The sequence below is a fragment of the Microbaculum mangrovi genome, from assembly GCF_051390635.1.
Lineage (GTDB): Bacteria > Pseudomonadota > Alphaproteobacteria > Rhizobiales > Tepidamorphaceae > Microbaculum.
In genome coordinates this window covers 411,032-425,911 of the sequence record NZ_JBPODT010000002.1, presented here as the reverse complement: position 1 = coordinate 425,911, position 14,880 = coordinate 411,032, and the positions used below count along the sequence as shown (strand labels likewise).

Sequence of the window (14,880 nt, the reverse complement as noted above, 5' to 3'; positions counted from 1 at the left end):
GTTTTCGCTGATGCGGGAAGCCCCGTGCGGCGAGCCCTCTCCCCCTGCCCCTCCCACGTCATTACCGGGCCTGACCCGGCAATCCCGGGCATGTGGCACGAGATGCCCGGGTCACGCCCGGGCATGACGTAGAAAAAGGCGCGGCAGCGCGTCCTTTGGGCTCCGCCGCATGGGGCTTCGACCCCTGGGCTCCGGATCACGTCCGGAGCACGCGGCCTTGCTGTTGGGCACGGCCGTGCCACCCGAACAAACACGTGCCCTGGACTTGATCCGGGACCCATACGGCCCCTCAGCACGGTGATACCGTCTATGCGGAAAGGCGGGTGCGGCAGGTGGCCTCCCCCTACATCCCCCTCCACGTCATTGCCGGGCCTGCCCCGGCAATCCCGGGCATGTGGCACGAGATGCCCGGGTCAAGCCCGGGCATGACGTAGAAAAAGGCGGCCCGCCCCCCCCAGTACGTCACTGCGAAGCCGGACCGGGCGATGCGGCCTCCGCGCCGTCGCCGGTGGCGGGGCGGGACGCCGGGGCGGGCCACAGCACCGGCAGAATGCGCGTGGTGAAGACGAGCAGCGCCAGCCACGCCAACGTCGCGCCGGCGGACAGGAGGATGCGCGTTTCGGTCAGCGTGCCCAGGACGAAGGCCAGAAGCCCAGCATGGGCCAGGCCCTGCTGCGCCCATGCCGCCGCGCCGAAGCGGATCGGATTGCCGGTGAAGCGCGGCAGCAGGTGCTCACCGAGGCCATAGATCATGAACGTCACGAAGCCGAGCGTGAACAGGTGGATGGCGGCGAGACGCGGCGGCTCGCTCTGCGGCAGGCCGCCGTACCAGGCGAAAAACCCGCCGCCCACCAGCAGATAGGCCACCGCCGCCAGCACCGCCGCCCGGCTCGACGTGCCCATCACCAGGCCGACATGGAGCACCGTGGTGCGCGCGCGCGGCGGCGCCGCCGCCACATATTCGAGGGCGGCGCTCCTGGTCGGCACGCCCAGCCCCTTCAGCGCGTCGTCGATGACGAGCGCGGGAATGGACCGGATACCCAGCCGCTTCGCCACCGCGCGCCCCTCGGGCTGCGCCATGTCGAGCACCTCGAGCTCGATCTCACGCATCTCGGCGACCTCGCGCCAGATCGCCTCGGCGCGGTCGCAGGGCTCGCACCATTCCGAGACGAGAAGCTGCACCTTCATCCGCCGGTCTCCTCGCGCCTGCGGCGGGCCGCTAGTCGACGCACCGCATGCATTCGATGTCGTAGCGGTCGATCCACGCCTTCAGGGCGGCGATCGCCTCGGGCCCTTTCTTGAGCCGGGCCATCGCCTCGTCCGGATCGTCCGGCCTGGCGATCAGCAGCCATGCGTCGGTATAAGGCGACACGTTGACGATACCGGGATCGTCGACCACCGCCTGGTTGATCTGCTCGATGGTCCCGTCGAAGGGCAACGGCACGCCGCCGACCCACTTGCCCGATTCAAGCGTCGCCACATGGCGGCCAGCCGCGCGGTGGGTGCCGACCTTGCGAAACATGACGGCGACGACGCGGCCCGCCATGGTCTGGGCCGGGTCGGTCAGCCCGAGCGTGAACGTCCCGTCGTCGCCGGGCCGCGCCCAAAGATAGTCGAGGTCGTAATAGACGTCTTCGGGCAACTCGCAGCCACGGTATTCCATCATGTCGCTACACCCTCGGGCCGAACAGCCGCACCGTCGCGGCGATATTGACTGCGAACAGGGCCATGGCCAGCCACGACACGACCCCGCCGACTCCCAGCGCGACATCGTCGAGCGCCAGCCAGCCGTAGATCATCACCCAGAGCCCGAGATTGGCGAGGACGAACTGCGCGTCGGCCATGCGCTCGGAAAACAGGACCCGCCCGGCAAATCGCGGCAGGACGTGCAGCGCGATCCCGTAGATCATCATCGTCACGAACCCGAACAGCATTAGATGACCGTGCAGGCGCGCGCCGTCGCCGGGAAGCAGCGCGGGCATCTCGATGCGGCCGATGCCGACGAGCCCCGCCAGCAGCGCATAGACAAGGGCCAGCATGATGAACCAGCGGTTGCGTTTGAGCATCGTGCCCTTTTCGAAGCGGTTCGGCGCCCCCGATATCGCGGGCGAGAGGGAAATATACCGTAACGTGAATATGTACGCGAGCGGCCGATGGTCGCGCCGGGCGGACGGCGTCTGCCCGCCCTTCCTCCTTTGCGTCCTTGCCGGGCCTGGCCCGGCAATCCCGGGCGTGTGGCGCCAGATGCCCGGGTCACGCCCGGGCATAACGTAGAAAAAGGAACGGCGCTGCAATCCAGCACCCGCGAGTTGGGCTCCGGATCAAGTCCGGAGCACGCGGCCGGCGACTGGGGCGCGGCCTAACCACCCGAACAAACGCGTGTCCCGGACCTGATCCGGGACCCATCCGGCCCGTCCGCATGGTGTTGCCTCGATGCGGAAAGCCGCCGGGCGGCGAGCGCCGTTCACTCCCCTCCACGTCATTGCCGGGCTTGACCCGGCAATCCCGGGCGTGTGGCACCAGATGCCCGGGTCACGCCCGGGCATGACATAGAAGCGTTAGGGACCCGGCTTAGCCGGCCAGCGCCGCTGCCGGTGCCCGGGCCGGGGCGGCGTCGGACTTGAGCAGCTTCCAGGTGATCGAATCCACCAGCGCCTGGAACGAGGCGTCGACGATGTTGGGAGAGACGCCGACCGTCGACCAGCGGTTGCCCTTCGCGTCGCGGCTTTCGATCAGGACCCGGGTGGTGGCGCCGGTGCCGCCGTTGAGGATGCGCACCTTGTAGTCGGCCAGCTCGAGATCGTCGATGAAGCGCTGGAAGCGGCCGAGATCCTTGCGCAGCGCCTGATCCAGCGCGTTGACCGGGCCGTTGCCCTCGCCCACCGACATCAGCGGCTCACCGTCGACGGTAATCTTCACGGTGGCCTCCGACACGGTGACCAGTTCGCCGACCGCGTTGTAACGGCGCTCGACCAGCACCCGGAAGCTCTCGATGCGGAAGAACTCGGGCACCTTGCCCAGCGTCCGGCGGGCCAGCAGGTCGAAGGAGGCGTCGGCGGCCTCGTAGGCCCAGCCGTCCGCCTCGCGACGCTTGACCTCATCGAGCAGCCGGCCGACGCCCGGGTCTTCGCGGTCGACCTGGATACCGAGCCGGTCGAGCTCGGCGAGCAGGTTGGAGCGGCCGGCCTGATCAGAGACGAGAACGCGGCGGCGGTTGCCGACGGTTTCCGGGGCGACATGCTCGTAGGTCGCCGGGTCCTTGAGAATCGCCGAGGCATGCAGGCCGGCCTTGGTGGCGAACGCCGCCTCGCCGACATAAGGCGCCTGGCGCGCCGGCGCCCGGTTGAGGATCTCGTCGAAGGTGCGCGAGATCGGCGTGAGATGCGCCAGGGCGTCGTCGTCGACGCCGGTCTCGAAGGCCTCGGCGTAGGCGGGCTTGAGCTTCAGGGTCGGGATCAGCGAGACCAGATTGGCGTTGCCGCAGCGCTCGCCCAGGCCGTTGAGCGTGCCCTGGATCTGGCGGGCGCCGGCGCGCACGGCGGCCAGCGAATTGGCGACCGCGTTGCCGGTGTCGTCGTGGGCGTGGATGCCGAGCCGGTCGCCGGGCACCACCTGGGCGACATCGGCGACGATGGCGGCGACCTCCTCGGGCAGCGTGCCGCCGTTGGTGTCGCACAATACGACCCAGCGGGCGCCGGCGTCATAGGCGGCCCTGGCGCAGGCCAGTGCGTAGTCGCGGTTGGCCTTGTAGCCATCGAAGAAGTGCTCGCAGTCGAGCATCGGCTCCTTGCCGCTGGCCGCCACAGCCTCGACGGATTCGGTGATTGCCTCGAGGTTCTCCTCCAGCGTGGTGCCGAGCGCGACGGTGACGTGGAAATCCCAGGTCTTGGCGACGAGGCAGGCGGTGTCGGCGGCGCAATCGAGCACGGTGGCGAGGCCCGGATCGTTGGACAGCGAGCGGCCGGCGCGCTTGGTCATGCCGAAGGCGGCGAAACGGGCCCTGGCGGTGCGCTTCTTGGCAAAGAACTCGGTGTCGGTGGGATTGGCGCCGGGCCAGCCGCCCTCGACATAGTCGATGCCGAGCCGCTCGATCAGGCCGGCGATCTGGATCTTGTCCTCGACCGAAAAATCGACTCCGGGCGTCTGCGCGCCGTCGCGCAGGGTCGTATCGTACAGATACAGGCGTTCGCGGCTCATCGCTCGCTCTCCTTCGGCCTGGATTCCGGCGGCCGGTCTTGCGGCGGCCAGTCCGTCGTGTCGTGGTCGGGATGCTGATGGTTATGGGCGGCGATCACGGCCAGCTCGTCCATGAAGCCGTATTTTTCCGCCGCAGCCTCGGTGGTGTGCTCCGGCAGGCCCGCCAGCGCGGCGAACCAGGGCATGCGCGCCTCGATGCCGATCTGGATCTCGGGCATCAGCCGCGCCGGCTCGTCGAAGCTGCCGATGGCGACGTTCAGGTGGTCGTCGCCGTCGGTGAAGACGGTCAGCGGCGTGCCGCAGGCCGCGCAGAAGCCGCGCTCGACGTCGCGCGAGGAGCGGAAAATGGCGATCTCGCCGCGGGTGACCTCGAAATCCTCGTTGCGCACGTTGACGAGCGGGGCGAAGAAGCCGCCGAACGCCTTCTGGCACATGCGGCAGTGGCAGATGTGGCGGTTGTAGGGTTCGGCGTGGACGGCATAGCGCACCGCACCGCACTGGCAGCCGCCCGTCATCACCGGGATTCGGGTCGTCATGGCGCTCTCCTCACAACAGGCCAGCTTACAAGAGTCCGGCCCACCACAGGCCGAGACCGACGGCGACGACGAGGACGATCACCTTGATCACGACATAGCCGATCCAGCGCTTCGGAAACGGCGTGTCGTCGTGCCAGGTGTGCTTTCCCGCCTGCTTCCCCTCGGGTTTTGGGGCCTCTTCGGTCATCGTGCGATCTCCCAGGTGGTGACCAGCTCGCCGGTCTCGGGGTCCTTGGCGTCCTTCAAGGCGATGCCCTTGGCGGCGAGGTCGTCGCGGATGCGGTCGGCCTCGGCCCAGTCCTTCGACGCGCGGGCGGCGGCGCGGGCGGCGATCAGGGCACTTACTTCAGCCTCATCGACTTCGATTTTTCCATGGGTGACCGTCGCGATTATCCGGTTCGCGTCAAACCCATCCAAATCACCGATACCCAGTAATCTCAGTGAATTGCGCAGTTGATCGAGCAAATCGCTTTGCTGCTTGTCCGCGTCGGAGTGCGATTTAAGGGCACCAATTAATTGGTGCAGCTCCGCAAAGGCTTTAGGGGTATTCAGGTCATCGCTTAGTGCGTCCAAAACGCTTGGTGCTACGTCACTGGAAATCGGCTCGTAGTCGAGGCCGCTTGTCCAATTGCTAATTCCTTGGAGCTCCAAGGTCGCTTCAACTATCCCTTTGTGCGTCCAATTTATCGGCTGACGATAGTGCGTTTTTAGCATTGCGAAACGCAGGACTTCCCCCGGCCATCCCTTCTCCAACAGCTCCCGGATGGTGATGAAGTTGCCGAGCGACTTCGACATCTTCTCGCCCTCGACCTGCAGGAAGCCGTTGTGCATCCACACCTGCGCCATGCGCTCGGAGTGGAAGGCGCAGCAGGTCTGGGCGGCCTCGTTCTCGTGGTGCGGGAAGACCAGGTCGACGCCGCCGCCGTGGATGTCGAAGGTCTCGCCCAAGTGCTTCCAAGCCATGGCCGAGCACTCGATGTGCCAGCCGGGGCGGCCGGGCGCGGCGATGCCGCAGGGGCTGTCCCAGGCCGGCTCGCCGGGCTTCGACGGCTTCCACAGGACGAAATCCATCGCGTCCTTCTTGTAGGGCGCGACGTCGACGCGGGCGCCGGCCTGCATCTCGTCGAGGGAGCGGCGGGCGAGCTTGCCGTATTCGGGCATCGAGGGCACGTCGAACAGGACGTGGTCCTCGGCCACATAGGCATGGCCGCCCGCGACCAGCTTCTCGATCAGCGCCTTCATCTCGCCGATATGCTCGGTCGCGCGCGGCTCCACCGTGGGGCGCAGGCAGCCGAGCGCGTCGACGTCCTCGTGATACTGGCGCTCGGTCAACGCGGTGACCTTGCCGATTGCCGCGTTGAGCGGCAGGTCGGGATAGTCCCGGGCGGCGCGCGCGTTGATCTTGTCGTCGACGTCGGTGATGTTGCGGACGTATTTGACGTGGTCGGCGCCGTAGACGTGGCGCAGGAGCCGGAACAGCACGTCGAAGACGATCGCCGGTCGGGCGTTGCCGATATGGGCGAAATCGTAGACCGTCGGCCCGCACACATACATGCGCACATTTGCCGGGTCGAGCGGACGGAATTCCGCCTTCGTCCGCGTCAGCGTGTTGTAAAGCCGCAAACTCACGTCAAACCCTCACCTGCCTGCCGGCCGGGGCGCCCGAGTGTCCTTAAGCTTTCAGGAAATAAGGAACGGCCGCGGCCAGCGTGTGCGCTAGCCGCAAATAATGATCGAGCGAATGATAATTCCGCGTGAAGCCGTCATGGGTGGCGATATGCGCGCATGCGGGGCCCGGCGTCAAGGGCTCACCGTCGCGGTGTCGCGCCGGGGTCGCGCCGGGGTCGCGCGGCACCGCCGCGAAAGCGGCACCGCCGGGAAAGATGAAGAAGGAAAGCCGTGCGTCTTCGCTAATGGATGAAAAACGGGAACCCGCCTTTTCCCTCCACGTCATTGCCGGGCCTGACCCGGCAATCCCGGGCGTGTGGCACGAGATGCCCGGGTCACGCCCGGGCATGACGTGGGTGAAGGGGAGGTCACGGCGATGCGGTTCGAGGGCTTGAAGCCTCGCTTCCGGTCCCTGGGCTCCGGTCCCTGGGCTCCGGGTCAAGCCCGGAGCACGCGACCCTGCTGTTGGGCACGACCGTGCCGCCCGAACAAACGCGTGTCCCGGACCCGATCCGGGACCCATGCGGCCCGTCCGCGCGGTTCTGTCCTCGATGCAGAAAACGGGAACCCCCTTCAACGTCATTGCCGGGCCTGACCCGGCAATCCCGGGCGTGCGGCACGAGATGCCCGGGTCACGCCCGGGCATGACGTGGGAATGGGGAGGACACGGCGATACGGCCGCTGGGCCTGAAGCCTGGCTTCCGGTCCCAGGGACGAGTCCCTCGGCTCCGGTCCATGGGCTCCGGGTCAAGCCCGGAGCACGCGGCCTTGCTTTTGGCCACGGCCGTGCCATCCGAACAAACGCGTGTCCCGGACCTGATCCGGGACCCATCCGGCCCGTCCGCGCGATTCTGTCCTCGATGCAGAAAGCGGGAACCCCATTCCTCCTGCACGTCATTGCCGGGCCTGACCCGGCAATCTCAGGCGTGCGGCACGAGATGCCCGGGTCACGCCCGGGCATCTCGTGGGGATGGGGAGGTCACAGCGATACGGCCAGAGCCCCTTCCCAATGGCCACCCGACGACGGCGTTGCCCCGTCTGAACCGCGGATGAACGGGGGCTTCAGGTCCGGCTCAGGCGCGGGGTTCTATCGTCCGCCCACGTTGTTGTTCACCCGCGTATCGAAGGGGCCACTCCGATGGGTAAGTTCGTGATGTCGCTGGCGATGGTTTCGATGTTCGCCGGCACCGTTTTCCTGTTCGCGGCACCGGTTCTGGTGAAATCGGACTACGGAAGGCCGATGACCCAGGCCGATCTATGCCTGCAGCGCGGCATTGGCTGCGGCGGCTGAGACCGGCAGACCGAGAGCGGCGAGATCGGCGACGAGCGCCTCGGGGGTCGTGAAGTGCACGGCCTGGAAGCCGAGCTGGCGGGCGGCATCGACATTGTCGGTGCGGTCGTCGATGAACACCATCGTTTCGGGCGCGAGCCCCGTGCGGGCCACAAGCGCGTCGAAGATGCGCGGATCCGGCTTGACGTAGCCGACCTCGCCGGACACCACGGCCTCGCCGAACTCGCCAAGGAAGGGGTATTCCTCGACCGTGACCGGCCACAGCTCGGCGGCGAAATTGGTGATCGCGTGCACCGGAACGCCGGCGGCGCGCAGATCTTCCATCACCGCGACGGTGCCCTCGATCGGCCCGCCGATCGTCTCCAGCCAACGCTCGTAGAAGGCGGCGATCAGCTCGCTAGAGCCCGGAAACCGCTTGGACAGGTCGGCAATCCCCTCGGCGCAGCTTCGGCCGCGGTCCTGGTGCAAGTGCCAGCCCAGCGTGACCACGTGGGTCAGGAACCACTCGCGCTCCTCGGCGCCGGGGATCAGCTTTTCGTAGAGATAGGCGGGATTCCAGTCGAGCAGGACGTTGCCGACGTCGAAGACGACGGCCTCGGGACGAACAATCGGTTGCAAAGTAAACTCCCTTTACGCTGCAGCGCCAAATCCGGATATTGCGTAGCACAATAGCGGACCCTGCGGATACTGCACGTATCGCGGGAAAAATAATCCGGCAAATATTGCCGGCTGCAAAGTCGGCCGGTTCCGGTGCGCGAGACCCGCCTGTTTCTCGCGAAAATCGGCCCTACTCCTCGAGGAAATCGGCGCACCGGGGCGCCTCGGCGCCGGCCCAGGGCATGATCGGCACGGTCGAGGTGGAGTTCTCCGGGCTGCCCTCGACCAGCTTGTCGGTATAGACGAGATAGACCAGCACGTTGCGCTTGGCGTCGCAGCCGCGCACGATGCGCATCTTCTTGAAGAAGACCGAGCGGCGCTCGCGGAACATCTCCTCGCCCTGCTCGAATTTCTCCTTGAACGAAACCGGGCCGACCTGGCGGCAGGCGAGCGAGGCGTTCGACAGTTCCTCGGCAACGCCGAACATGCCGCTGATGCCGCCCTTTTCCGGCACCGTGAAGTGACAGGCGACGCCCTCGATCTTGGGATCGTCGAGGGCATAAGTGGCAAGCTTGTGGTCCGGGGTGAGGAACTTCCAGACGGTCGACTTCTTGAAGATCAGTTCCGGTTCCGCCTCCTGTGCCGCAGCGGGGCCCGTTGCTGCGGCCGCGAAGGCGAAGAGGATCAGCGTGGTGCAGAGGGCGGCAAGGGCGCGCATGGTCGTCTCCCGGGTCGGCGGTCCGTTTTCAGATAGGGGCGCGGACGGACAATTGCGAGCCGCGCCACCATCCCCGAGGGTGGCCCCGGGGCCACCGCCGGGACAACCGCCGGGGCCGACATCCCCTCGGTCGGCCCTATCGCGCCGCCTTGCGGGCCGCCGAGACCGCCTGGCGCAAGACGTCGAGGTCGCCGATATGGTTGGCCAGCAGCAGGACGAGGCGGGCGTTGAACTCGGCGCTCGCCTCCGCGTCGAGGTCGCGATGCGCGTCGACGAGGACGTGAAAGGCGGCGTCGGGATTGTCGAAACGCGATGCGGTGTCGAGATCAGCCATTCATCTCTCCCCTGGCGCGCTTGAGCGCGGCCTCCACGCGCGACCGGTCGTAAGAGCGGAACCGGGCGGTCAGATACTGGTCGGGACGGAACAGGTAGCAGGCGCCCGGCGTGGCGTCGTAGCGCGCCTTGAACAGGCCCGAGGCGTCGTTCAGATCGTCGCCGATGGTGATGAGCGTCACGCCCTCCGGCACGTTCGGCCTGTTGCCGTCGGCGACGCGGACCAGCGTGAAATCGGGCGACAGGGCGTTGAGCAGCCAGACCGGCTTGCCGGCCGCATCGACCAGCGGCGCGTCGGCGGCCGGGTCGCCGAGCGCCACCGTGCCATCGAATTCGTCACTATCGGGCGTCGTCAGCGGGCTGTCGTAATGAGCGGCGGTATGCAGCCGGCCGGAATTGACCATCCGGCGCGCGAACGGGAATTCGCGGGCAAGATCGAGCACGGCGTCGCGCAGGCGCTTGTCGCCGGGGCTCTTGGGCACCAGGAAGTCGGTGGAGCGCGTCGAGTGGCCGATATTGGTCTCTGCTGCCTGGATGCGCTCCAGATCGTAAGAGCCGAGCAGCGAGGCCGGCGCCTCCCCCTTCAGCACCAGGGCGAGCTTCCAGGCGAGATTGTGGGTGTCCTCGATGCCGGAATTGGCGCCGCGCGCGCCGAACGGCGAGACCTGGTGGGCGGCGTCGCCGGCGAAGATCACCCGGTCGTAGAGGAAGTGCTCGTTGCGGCGACACTGGAAGGTGTAGACCGACACCCATTCGAGCTCGTAGGGACGCCCCTGCATCATCTTGTCGAGGCGGGCGCGGACCTTCTCCGGACGGGTCTCCTCCTTCGGATCGGCGTCCCAGCCGATCTGGAAGTCGACGCGCCAGACGTTGTCGGGCTGCTTGTGCAGAAGCGTCGACTGGCCGTTGTGGAACGGCGGCTCGAACCAGAAGCGCCGGACCGCCGGGAAATCGGCCTCCATCCTGATGTCGGCGATCAGGAACTGGTCGCGGAAGGTCTCGCCGACGAATTCGATGTCCATCAGCCGGCGCAGCGTCGAGTTGGCGCCGTCGGCCGCGATCAGCCAGTCGGCGACGAGCCGGTACGGCCCCTCCGGCGTCTCGATGTCGATGATGACGCCATCCGCGTCCTGTTCGACGGCCGTGACCTTGTTGCGCCAGCGCACGGTGACGATGTCGAGCTGTTCGACGCGCTCGACCAGGTATTTCTCGAGGTAGTACTGCTGCAGGTTGACGAAGGCCGGCATCTTGTGGCCGGGCTCCGGCAGCAGGTCGAACTCGTAGACCTCCTGGTCGTGGAAATAGACCTTGCCGAGCTTCCAGTCGACGCCCTTGCCGGCAACCGCCTCGCCCGCCCCGAGCGTGTCGAGGATCTCCAGGCAGCGCTTGGAATAGCACAGACCGCGCGAGCCCTCGCCGATGCGGTCGGCGTCGTCGAGCACCACGACCGGGATGCCGCGCTGGGCCAGATCGATGGCGCCGGACAGGCCGACCGGACCGGCGCCGACGATGATCACCGGATGGCGGACCGGCGCGGAGGCGTCCTGATCGGCCGAGCGGCTGTAGCCGAAGCTGAATACGGCGTGGCGGTGTTGCGTTTCACCCATTGTTCCCTCCCGACTCCGCGATTGCCTTTCTGGCGTTGTTCTTGAGCCTGTTGGTGATTCAGCCCTGCAGCGCCTCCCACATCTCGCGGTCGCGCTCGGCGGTCCAGATGCGCGGATGGTCGAGGCCGCGCGCCTCGTCATAGGCCCGCGCGACGTTGAAGGGCTGGCAGTGCTCGTAGATCGCGAACTTCGAGAATTTCGGGTCCATGACCTCGCGTGCGCGGTCGAAGGCCTGCTTCAGGGTGAGGCCGCGCGCGGCGCTCTCCGCAACCGAGTCGTAGAGCGTGGTCAGGAAGTCGCGGGTGAGCGCGATGCCGTCGGCGACCATCTCCGGGCTGTCGAGGGCGTCGCCGCGACCGGGCACCAGGGCGCGCGGGTTGTAGGTGGCGAGCGTGTCCAGCGTCTTCGGCCAGTCGGCGAAATGGGCGTCGCCGCAATAGCAGGCGGAGTGATACTCGACGAGATCGCCGGAGAACATCACCCTGGAATCCGGCACCCAGGCGACGGTGTCGCCGGCGGTGTGGCCGCGGCCGAGATGAACGAGGTCGACGCGGCGCTTGCCGAGCCAGACGGTCATCCGGGTCGGGAACGTCATGGTCGGCCAGGTGAGGCCCGGCACGGAGTCGGCGGCCTGGAACAGCCGCGGGAAGCGGCCGAGCTCGGACTCCCAGTCCTCCTTGCCGCGCTCGACGATCAGCGAGCGGGTCGCCTCGGAGGCGAGGACTTCGTCGGCGTCGTAGGCCGAGGCGCCGAGCACGCGCACCGCATGATAGTGCGACAAGACGACGTAGCGGATCGGCTTGTCGGTGACGGTGCGCACCCGCTCGATGACCTTGCGGGCCATGACCGGGGTCGCCTGCGCGTCGATCACCATGACGGAGTCGTCGCCGACGATCACGCCGGTATTGGGGTCTCCCTCGGCGGTGAAGGCATAGAGACCCTCGCCGATCTCGGCGAAGGTGATGGTCTTCTCGGCCGTGTCTCCGGTCGAAGCGAACGTTTTCGCCATCCTTGGGCGTCCTCCGTTTTTTCTCTAGAATTCGCGGCCAAGCGCGCGGTCGACCGAGACCGGTCCGGCGCCGCGGACCGCGAAGAACAGCGCGGCGACCGCCCACATGACGGAATATTCGTAGCCGCCATTCTGCCCGAAGAAGCCGTTGGCGGCATGTACCGAAACGGCGGCGACGAGCAGGAAGCCGCAGGCGAGCGCGGCGGCCGGGCGGGTCAGGAACCCGATCATGATCAGCACGCCGCAGCCGATTTCGACGAAGATCGCGAGCGCCGCGAACAGCCAGCCCGGCGCCAGGCCGATGCTGCCCATCCATCCCGCCGTCCCCGCGAACCCGCCGCCGCCGAAGACGCCGAACGCCTTCTGCATGCCGTGCGGGATGAGGAAGCCGCCGACGACGAGGCGCAGCAGCAGCTCCGAAAGCGGCGACAGCGCCCTGTAGAGCGGCCCCAGCATGGGGATAACAAGGGTCTGCGAGGTATTGGACATCCTATTCCTTTCCAGTTCCGGTTCTTGCTCATGCCCCTCGATGCGGGGACTGGACTGGAACTAGGGAGGCGGCGCGAACCATCAATTCGCTCCCGGAGCCGAATATTTTGCGATTTCCTGATCAATCGCCCCGAAGATCGAATGGCCGTCGGCGTCGGTCATCTCGATGCGCACGCGATCGCCGAACTTCAGGAACCCGGTCCGGGGCGCGCCCTCGTTGATTGTCTCGACCATGCGGATCTCGGCAATGCAGGAATAGCCCGCCCCGCCCTCGGAAACCGGCTTGCCCGGCCCGCCGTCAAGCTTGTTGGAGACGGTGCCCGAGCCGACGATGGTGCCGGCGCACAGCGGCCGCGTCCTGGCGGCGTGGGCGATCAGGGTCGGGAAGTCGAAGGTCATGTCGACGTCGGCGCGCGGCTTGCCGAACGGCTCGCCGTTGAGCGCGGTGAGCAGCGGCAGCGACACGCGGTGGCCGTCCCAGGCGGCGCCGAGCTCATCGGGCGTGACGGCGACGGGCGAGAACGCCGTCGACGGCTTGGCGTGGAAGAAGCCGAAGCCCTTGGCCAGCTCGCCGGGGATCAGGTTGCGCAGGCTGACGTCATTGACGAGCATGATCAGGCGGATGCTGCCGGCGGCAAGCTCGGGGCTCGCGCCCATCGGCACGTCGTCGACGACAACGGCGATCTCCGCCTCCATGTCGATGCCGTAGGCCTCGTCGGCGACGAGGACGGGATCGCACGGGCCGATGAAGGAATCCGAGCCGCCCTGATACATCAGCGGGTCGGTCCAGAAGGTCTCCGGCATCTCGGCGCCGCGCGCCTTGCGCACCAGCTCGACGTGATTGACGTAGGCCGACCCGTCGGCCCACTGGAAGGCGCGCGGCAGCGGCGCCATGCTGTCGGCGGGATCGAACGGCTCGCCGGCGATCATGCCGAGATCGAGCTGCTCGGCGATCTGCCGCAGCCCCGGCTCGGCGGCGGCCCAGTCGTCGAGGGCGTGCTGCAGCGTGCCGGCCACGGTTCCCGCCGGCGTGCAGCGCTTCAGATCGGCGGACACGACGACAAGGCGGCCGTCGCGGGTGCCGTCACGAAGGGTCGCGAGTTTCAACTGTCAGGCTCCTCGGGCGCGATTGAAGGACGAGATGCCCGGGTCGGGCCCGGGCATGACGAAGTGTAGCGACGGATCGCGGCCATACCCTACCCCGGCAACCCGCGGAGAGGACACAGCCGCGGCCGTGCAGCCTACTCCGCGGCGTGGCGCGGCACGACCGGATTGGTCACCGGCGCGCCGTCGACCTTCCAGCTTTCGGCGTAGTCGGGGTTCTCGACCGCCTGGGCGCCCGGCCCCATCTCCAGCGCGTCGCGGGTGTCCAGCATGACCGCGTATTCGTCGGTCTCCTTCTTGGGCTGGACGAACATGCGCTGCAGCGCCTTGGGGTGCGGCCCGTGGGTGAAGCCGCACGGATGCCAGGTGACCATCCCCGCCTCGATGTTGTCGCGCGAGAAGAAGTCGCCGTCGTGGTAGAACAGCACCTCGTCGTAATCGTCGTTGTTGTGGAAGAACGGGATCTTGAGAGCGCCCTCGTCCTCCTCGAACGGCCGCGGCACGAAGGTGCAGATCACGAAGCGGTCGCCGACGAAGGTGGTGTGCGCCGACGGGGGCAGATGGTAGCGGGCGCTGACCAGAGGCCGGATGTCCTTGACGTTGAGGCGCACCACCGACAGATCGCCCTGCCAGCCCACCGCGTCGAGCGGATTGAACGGATAGGTGACCGTCGAGATCTCGCCGCGCCGCTTGATGAGGACCTTCCACTCGGTCTCGTCCTGCTGGGCGAGGAACGCGTCGTCGATCTTCGGGCTGTCGAGGATCGCCGGATCGAACTGGGCGTGCTTTCCGAGCATGCCGCGATCGGGAAGCTTGTAGGAGCCGTTGGTGCACTCGATCGCCAGCACCAGCGTCGGCTCCGACGGCGCCAGGCGCCACATCGTCGACCGCGGCAGCACCAGGTAGTCGCCCTTGGCGTAGTCCAGGTGGCCGTAGTCGCAGAACAGCGCGCCGGCGCCGCGATGGACGAACAGCAACTCGTCGCCGTCGCCGTTGCGGGCGAGATAGTCCATCGGCTTATCGAGGTTCCAGTAGCGAACCTTGACCGACGCATTCTGCAGCACGGCCGGCGCGTCCCAGAACGACGGGGTGCCGGAATCGAGCTTGTTGAGGTCGAACGCGCGCGGGCGCAGCGGGCCCGACCAGTTGTTCCAGGCCGTCGGCGGATGCTTGTGGTACATCATCGCCGCGGGGCCGAAGAACCCTTCCTTGCCGAGTTCGCGCTCGAACGTCCCGTCCGGCAAATCGGCATGCGCCTGCCGCGACGCCTTGCCTTCCACCCGGCTCACAGGGATGTAATCGCTTGCCATTGCCACCTCCCCTATCGGTGC

Annotated in this window: 17 protein-coding genes; 1 reads left to right on the top strand and 16 read right to left on the bottom strand. The window is 67.4% G+C overall.

The features are described from left to right. Positions 1-462: 462 nt before the first annotated feature. From ACSF9G_RS08420 to ACSF9G_RS08385, 8 genes are all read right to left on the bottom strand, one after another. Positions 463-1,188, bottom strand: coding sequence for a glutaredoxin family protein (locus ACSF9G_RS08420; protein ID WP_436640464.1), 726 nt, complete (start codon positions 1,186-1,188; stop codon positions 463-465). Positions 1,189-1,219: 31 nt separating this feature from the next. Next, positions 1,220-1,666, bottom strand: a complete 447-nt coding sequence (locus ACSF9G_RS08415; protein ID WP_436640462.1) for a biotin/lipoyl attachment domain-containing protein — start codon at positions 1,664-1,666, stop codon at positions 1,220-1,222. A gap of 4 nt (positions 1,667-1,670) precedes the next feature. After that, positions 1,671-2,066, bottom strand: coding sequence for a hypothetical protein (locus ACSF9G_RS08410; RefSeq protein ID WP_436640460.1), 396 nt, complete (start codon positions 2,064-2,066; stop codon positions 1,671-1,673). Positions 2,067-2,571: 505 nt separating this feature from the next. Then, on the bottom strand, positions 2,572-4,197 hold the full coding sequence (gene cimA / locus ACSF9G_RS08405) for a citramalate synthase (protein ID WP_436640458.1): 1,626 nt from the start codon (positions 4,195-4,197) through the stop codon (positions 2,572-2,574). Next, on the bottom strand, positions 4,194-4,733 hold the full coding sequence (locus ACSF9G_RS08400) for a GFA family protein (RefSeq protein WP_436640456.1): 540 nt from the start codon (positions 4,731-4,733) through the stop codon (positions 4,194-4,196). The genes cimA and ACSF9G_RS08400 overlap by 4 nt, the downstream gene beginning before the upstream one ends. A 25-nt stretch (positions 4,734-4,758) precedes the next feature. Further along, entirely contained in the window at positions 4,759-4,920 is a 162-nt protein-coding gene (locus ACSF9G_RS08395) for a hypothetical protein (protein ID WP_436640452.1), read from the bottom strand. Beyond that, positions 4,917-6,362 (bottom strand): cysteine--tRNA ligase, encoded by a 1,446-nt coding sequence (cysS, locus tag ACSF9G_RS08390; protein WP_436640450.1) that lies wholly within the window; start codon positions 6,360-6,362, stop codon positions 4,917-4,919. Before cysS ends, ACSF9G_RS08395 begins: the two co-directional genes overlap by 4 nt. Positions 6,363-6,405: 43 nt before the next feature. After that, positions 6,406-6,687 carry a hypothetical protein gene (locus ACSF9G_RS08385; RefSeq protein WP_436640448.1) on the bottom strand — a complete coding sequence of 94 codons (282 nt, stop codon included), beginning with the start codon at positions 6,685-6,687 and terminating at the stop codon, positions 6,406-6,408. Positions 6,688-7,539: 852 nt separating this feature from the next. On the opposite strand from ACSF9G_RS08385, the gene ACSF9G_RS08380 reads away from it, so the two are divergent. Continuing rightward, complete coding sequence (locus tag ACSF9G_RS08380; protein WP_436640446.1) at positions 7,540-7,692, top strand: hypothetical protein; 153 nt, start codon at positions 7,540-7,542, stop codon at positions 7,690-7,692. On the opposite strand, the gene ACSF9G_RS08375 is transcribed toward ACSF9G_RS08380, so the two are convergent. The 8 genes from ACSF9G_RS08375 to ACSF9G_RS08340 all read right to left on the bottom strand — a co-directional run bounded on the left by ACSF9G_RS08375 (position 7,657) and on the right by ACSF9G_RS08340 (position 14,859). Continuing rightward, positions 7,657-8,310, bottom strand: coding sequence for an HAD family hydrolase (locus ACSF9G_RS08375; protein ID WP_436640444.1), 654 nt, complete (start codon positions 8,308-8,310; stop codon positions 7,657-7,659). The genes ACSF9G_RS08380 and ACSF9G_RS08375 overlap by 36 nt on opposite strands. Positions 8,311-8,479: 169 nt before the next feature. Continuing rightward, complete coding sequence (locus tag ACSF9G_RS08370; protein ID WP_436640442.1) at positions 8,480-9,007, bottom strand: CreA family protein; 528 nt, start codon at positions 9,005-9,007, stop codon at positions 8,480-8,482. 136 nt (positions 9,008-9,143) lie between these two features. Then, positions 9,144-9,341, bottom strand: a complete 198-nt coding sequence (locus ACSF9G_RS08365; RefSeq protein WP_436640440.1) for a DUF2783 domain-containing protein — start codon at positions 9,339-9,341, stop codon at positions 9,144-9,146. Next, positions 9,334-10,947 (bottom strand): FAD-dependent oxidoreductase, encoded by a 1,614-nt coding sequence (locus ACSF9G_RS08360; RefSeq protein ID WP_436640438.1) that lies wholly within the window; start codon positions 10,945-10,947, stop codon positions 9,334-9,336. The genes ACSF9G_RS08365 and ACSF9G_RS08360 overlap by 8 nt, the downstream gene beginning before the upstream one ends. Positions 10,948-11,005: 58 nt before the next feature. Beyond that, complete coding sequence (locus ACSF9G_RS08355) at positions 11,006-11,956, bottom strand: MBL fold metallo-hydrolase (RefSeq protein WP_436640436.1); 951 nt, start codon at positions 11,954-11,956, stop codon at positions 11,006-11,008. A gap of 24 nt (positions 11,957-11,980) precedes the next feature. Next, a complete protein-coding gene (locus ACSF9G_RS08350) occupies positions 11,981-12,445 on the bottom strand; it encodes a DoxX family protein (RefSeq protein ID WP_436640434.1) in 465 nt (154 codons plus the stop codon). A gap of 81 nt (positions 12,446-12,526) precedes the next feature. Beyond that, positions 12,527-13,552: a fumarylacetoacetate hydrolase family protein gene (locus ACSF9G_RS08345; protein ID WP_436640432.1), complete on the bottom strand. Its 1,026-nt coding sequence runs from the start codon at positions 13,550-13,552 to the stop codon at positions 12,527-12,529. Between the two features lie 134 nt (positions 13,553-13,686). Beyond that, positions 13,687-14,859 carry a homogentisate 1,2-dioxygenase gene (locus ACSF9G_RS08340; RefSeq protein ID WP_436640430.1) on the bottom strand — a complete coding sequence of 391 codons (1,173 nt, stop codon included), beginning with the start codon at positions 14,857-14,859 and terminating at the stop codon, positions 13,687-13,689. Between the last annotated feature and the right edge of the window lie 21 nt (positions 14,860-14,880).

What these genes read in the sequence shown, in the direction of transcription:
- ACSF9G_RS08420 (WP_436640464.1), bottom strand. Translation starts at nt 1,188, where the DNA reads ATGAAGGTGCAGCTTCTCGTCTCGGAATGGTGCGAGCCCTGCGACCGC.
- ACSF9G_RS08415 (WP_436640462.1), bottom strand. Translation starts at nt 1,666, where the DNA reads ATGATGGAATACCGTGGCTGCGAGTTGCCCGAAGACGTCTATTACGAC.
- ACSF9G_RS08410 (WP_436640460.1), bottom strand. Translation starts at nt 2,066, where the DNA reads ATGCTCAAACGCAACCGCTGGTTCATCATGCTGGCCCTTGTCTATGCG.
- cimA (WP_436640458.1), bottom strand. Translation starts at nt 4,197, where the DNA reads ATGAGCCGCGAACGCCTGTATCTGTACGATACGACCCTGCGCGACGGC.
- ACSF9G_RS08400 (WP_436640456.1), bottom strand. Translation starts at nt 4,733, where the DNA reads ATGACGACCCGAATCCCGGTGATGACGGGCGGCTGCCAGTGCGGTGCG.
- ACSF9G_RS08395 (WP_436640452.1), bottom strand. Translation starts at nt 4,920, where the DNA reads ATGACCGAAGAGGCCCCAAAACCCGAGGGGAAGCAGGCGGGAAAGCAC.
- ACSF9G_RS08385 (WP_436640448.1), bottom strand. Translation starts at nt 6,687, where the DNA reads ATGACGTGGAGGGAAAAGGCGGGTTCCCGTTTTTCATCCATTAGCGAA.
- ACSF9G_RS08380 (WP_436640446.1), top strand. Translation starts at nt 7,540, where the DNA reads ATGGGTAAGTTCGTGATGTCGCTGGCGATGGTTTCGATGTTCGCCGGC.
- ACSF9G_RS08370 (WP_436640442.1), bottom strand. Translation starts at nt 9,007, where the DNA reads ATGCGCGCCCTTGCCGCCCTCTGCACCACGCTGATCCTCTTCGCCTTC.
- ACSF9G_RS08365 (WP_436640440.1), bottom strand. Translation starts at nt 9,341, where the DNA reads ATGGCTGATCTCGACACCGCATCGCGTTTCGACAATCCCGACGCCGCC.
- ACSF9G_RS08360 (WP_436640438.1), bottom strand. Translation starts at nt 10,947, where the DNA reads ATGGGTGAAACGCAACACCGCCACGCCGTATTCAGCTTCGGCTACAGC.
- ACSF9G_RS08355 (WP_436640436.1), bottom strand. Translation starts at nt 11,956, where the DNA reads ATGGCGAAAACGTTCGCTTCGACCGGAGACACGGCCGAGAAGACCATC.
- ACSF9G_RS08350 (WP_436640434.1), bottom strand. Translation starts at nt 12,445, where the DNA reads ATGTCCAATACCTCGCAGACCCTTGTTATCCCCATGCTGGGGCCGCTC.
- ACSF9G_RS08340 (WP_436640430.1), bottom strand. Translation starts at nt 14,859, where the DNA reads ATGGCAAGCGATTACATCCCTGTGAGCCGGGTGGAAGGCAAGGCGTCG.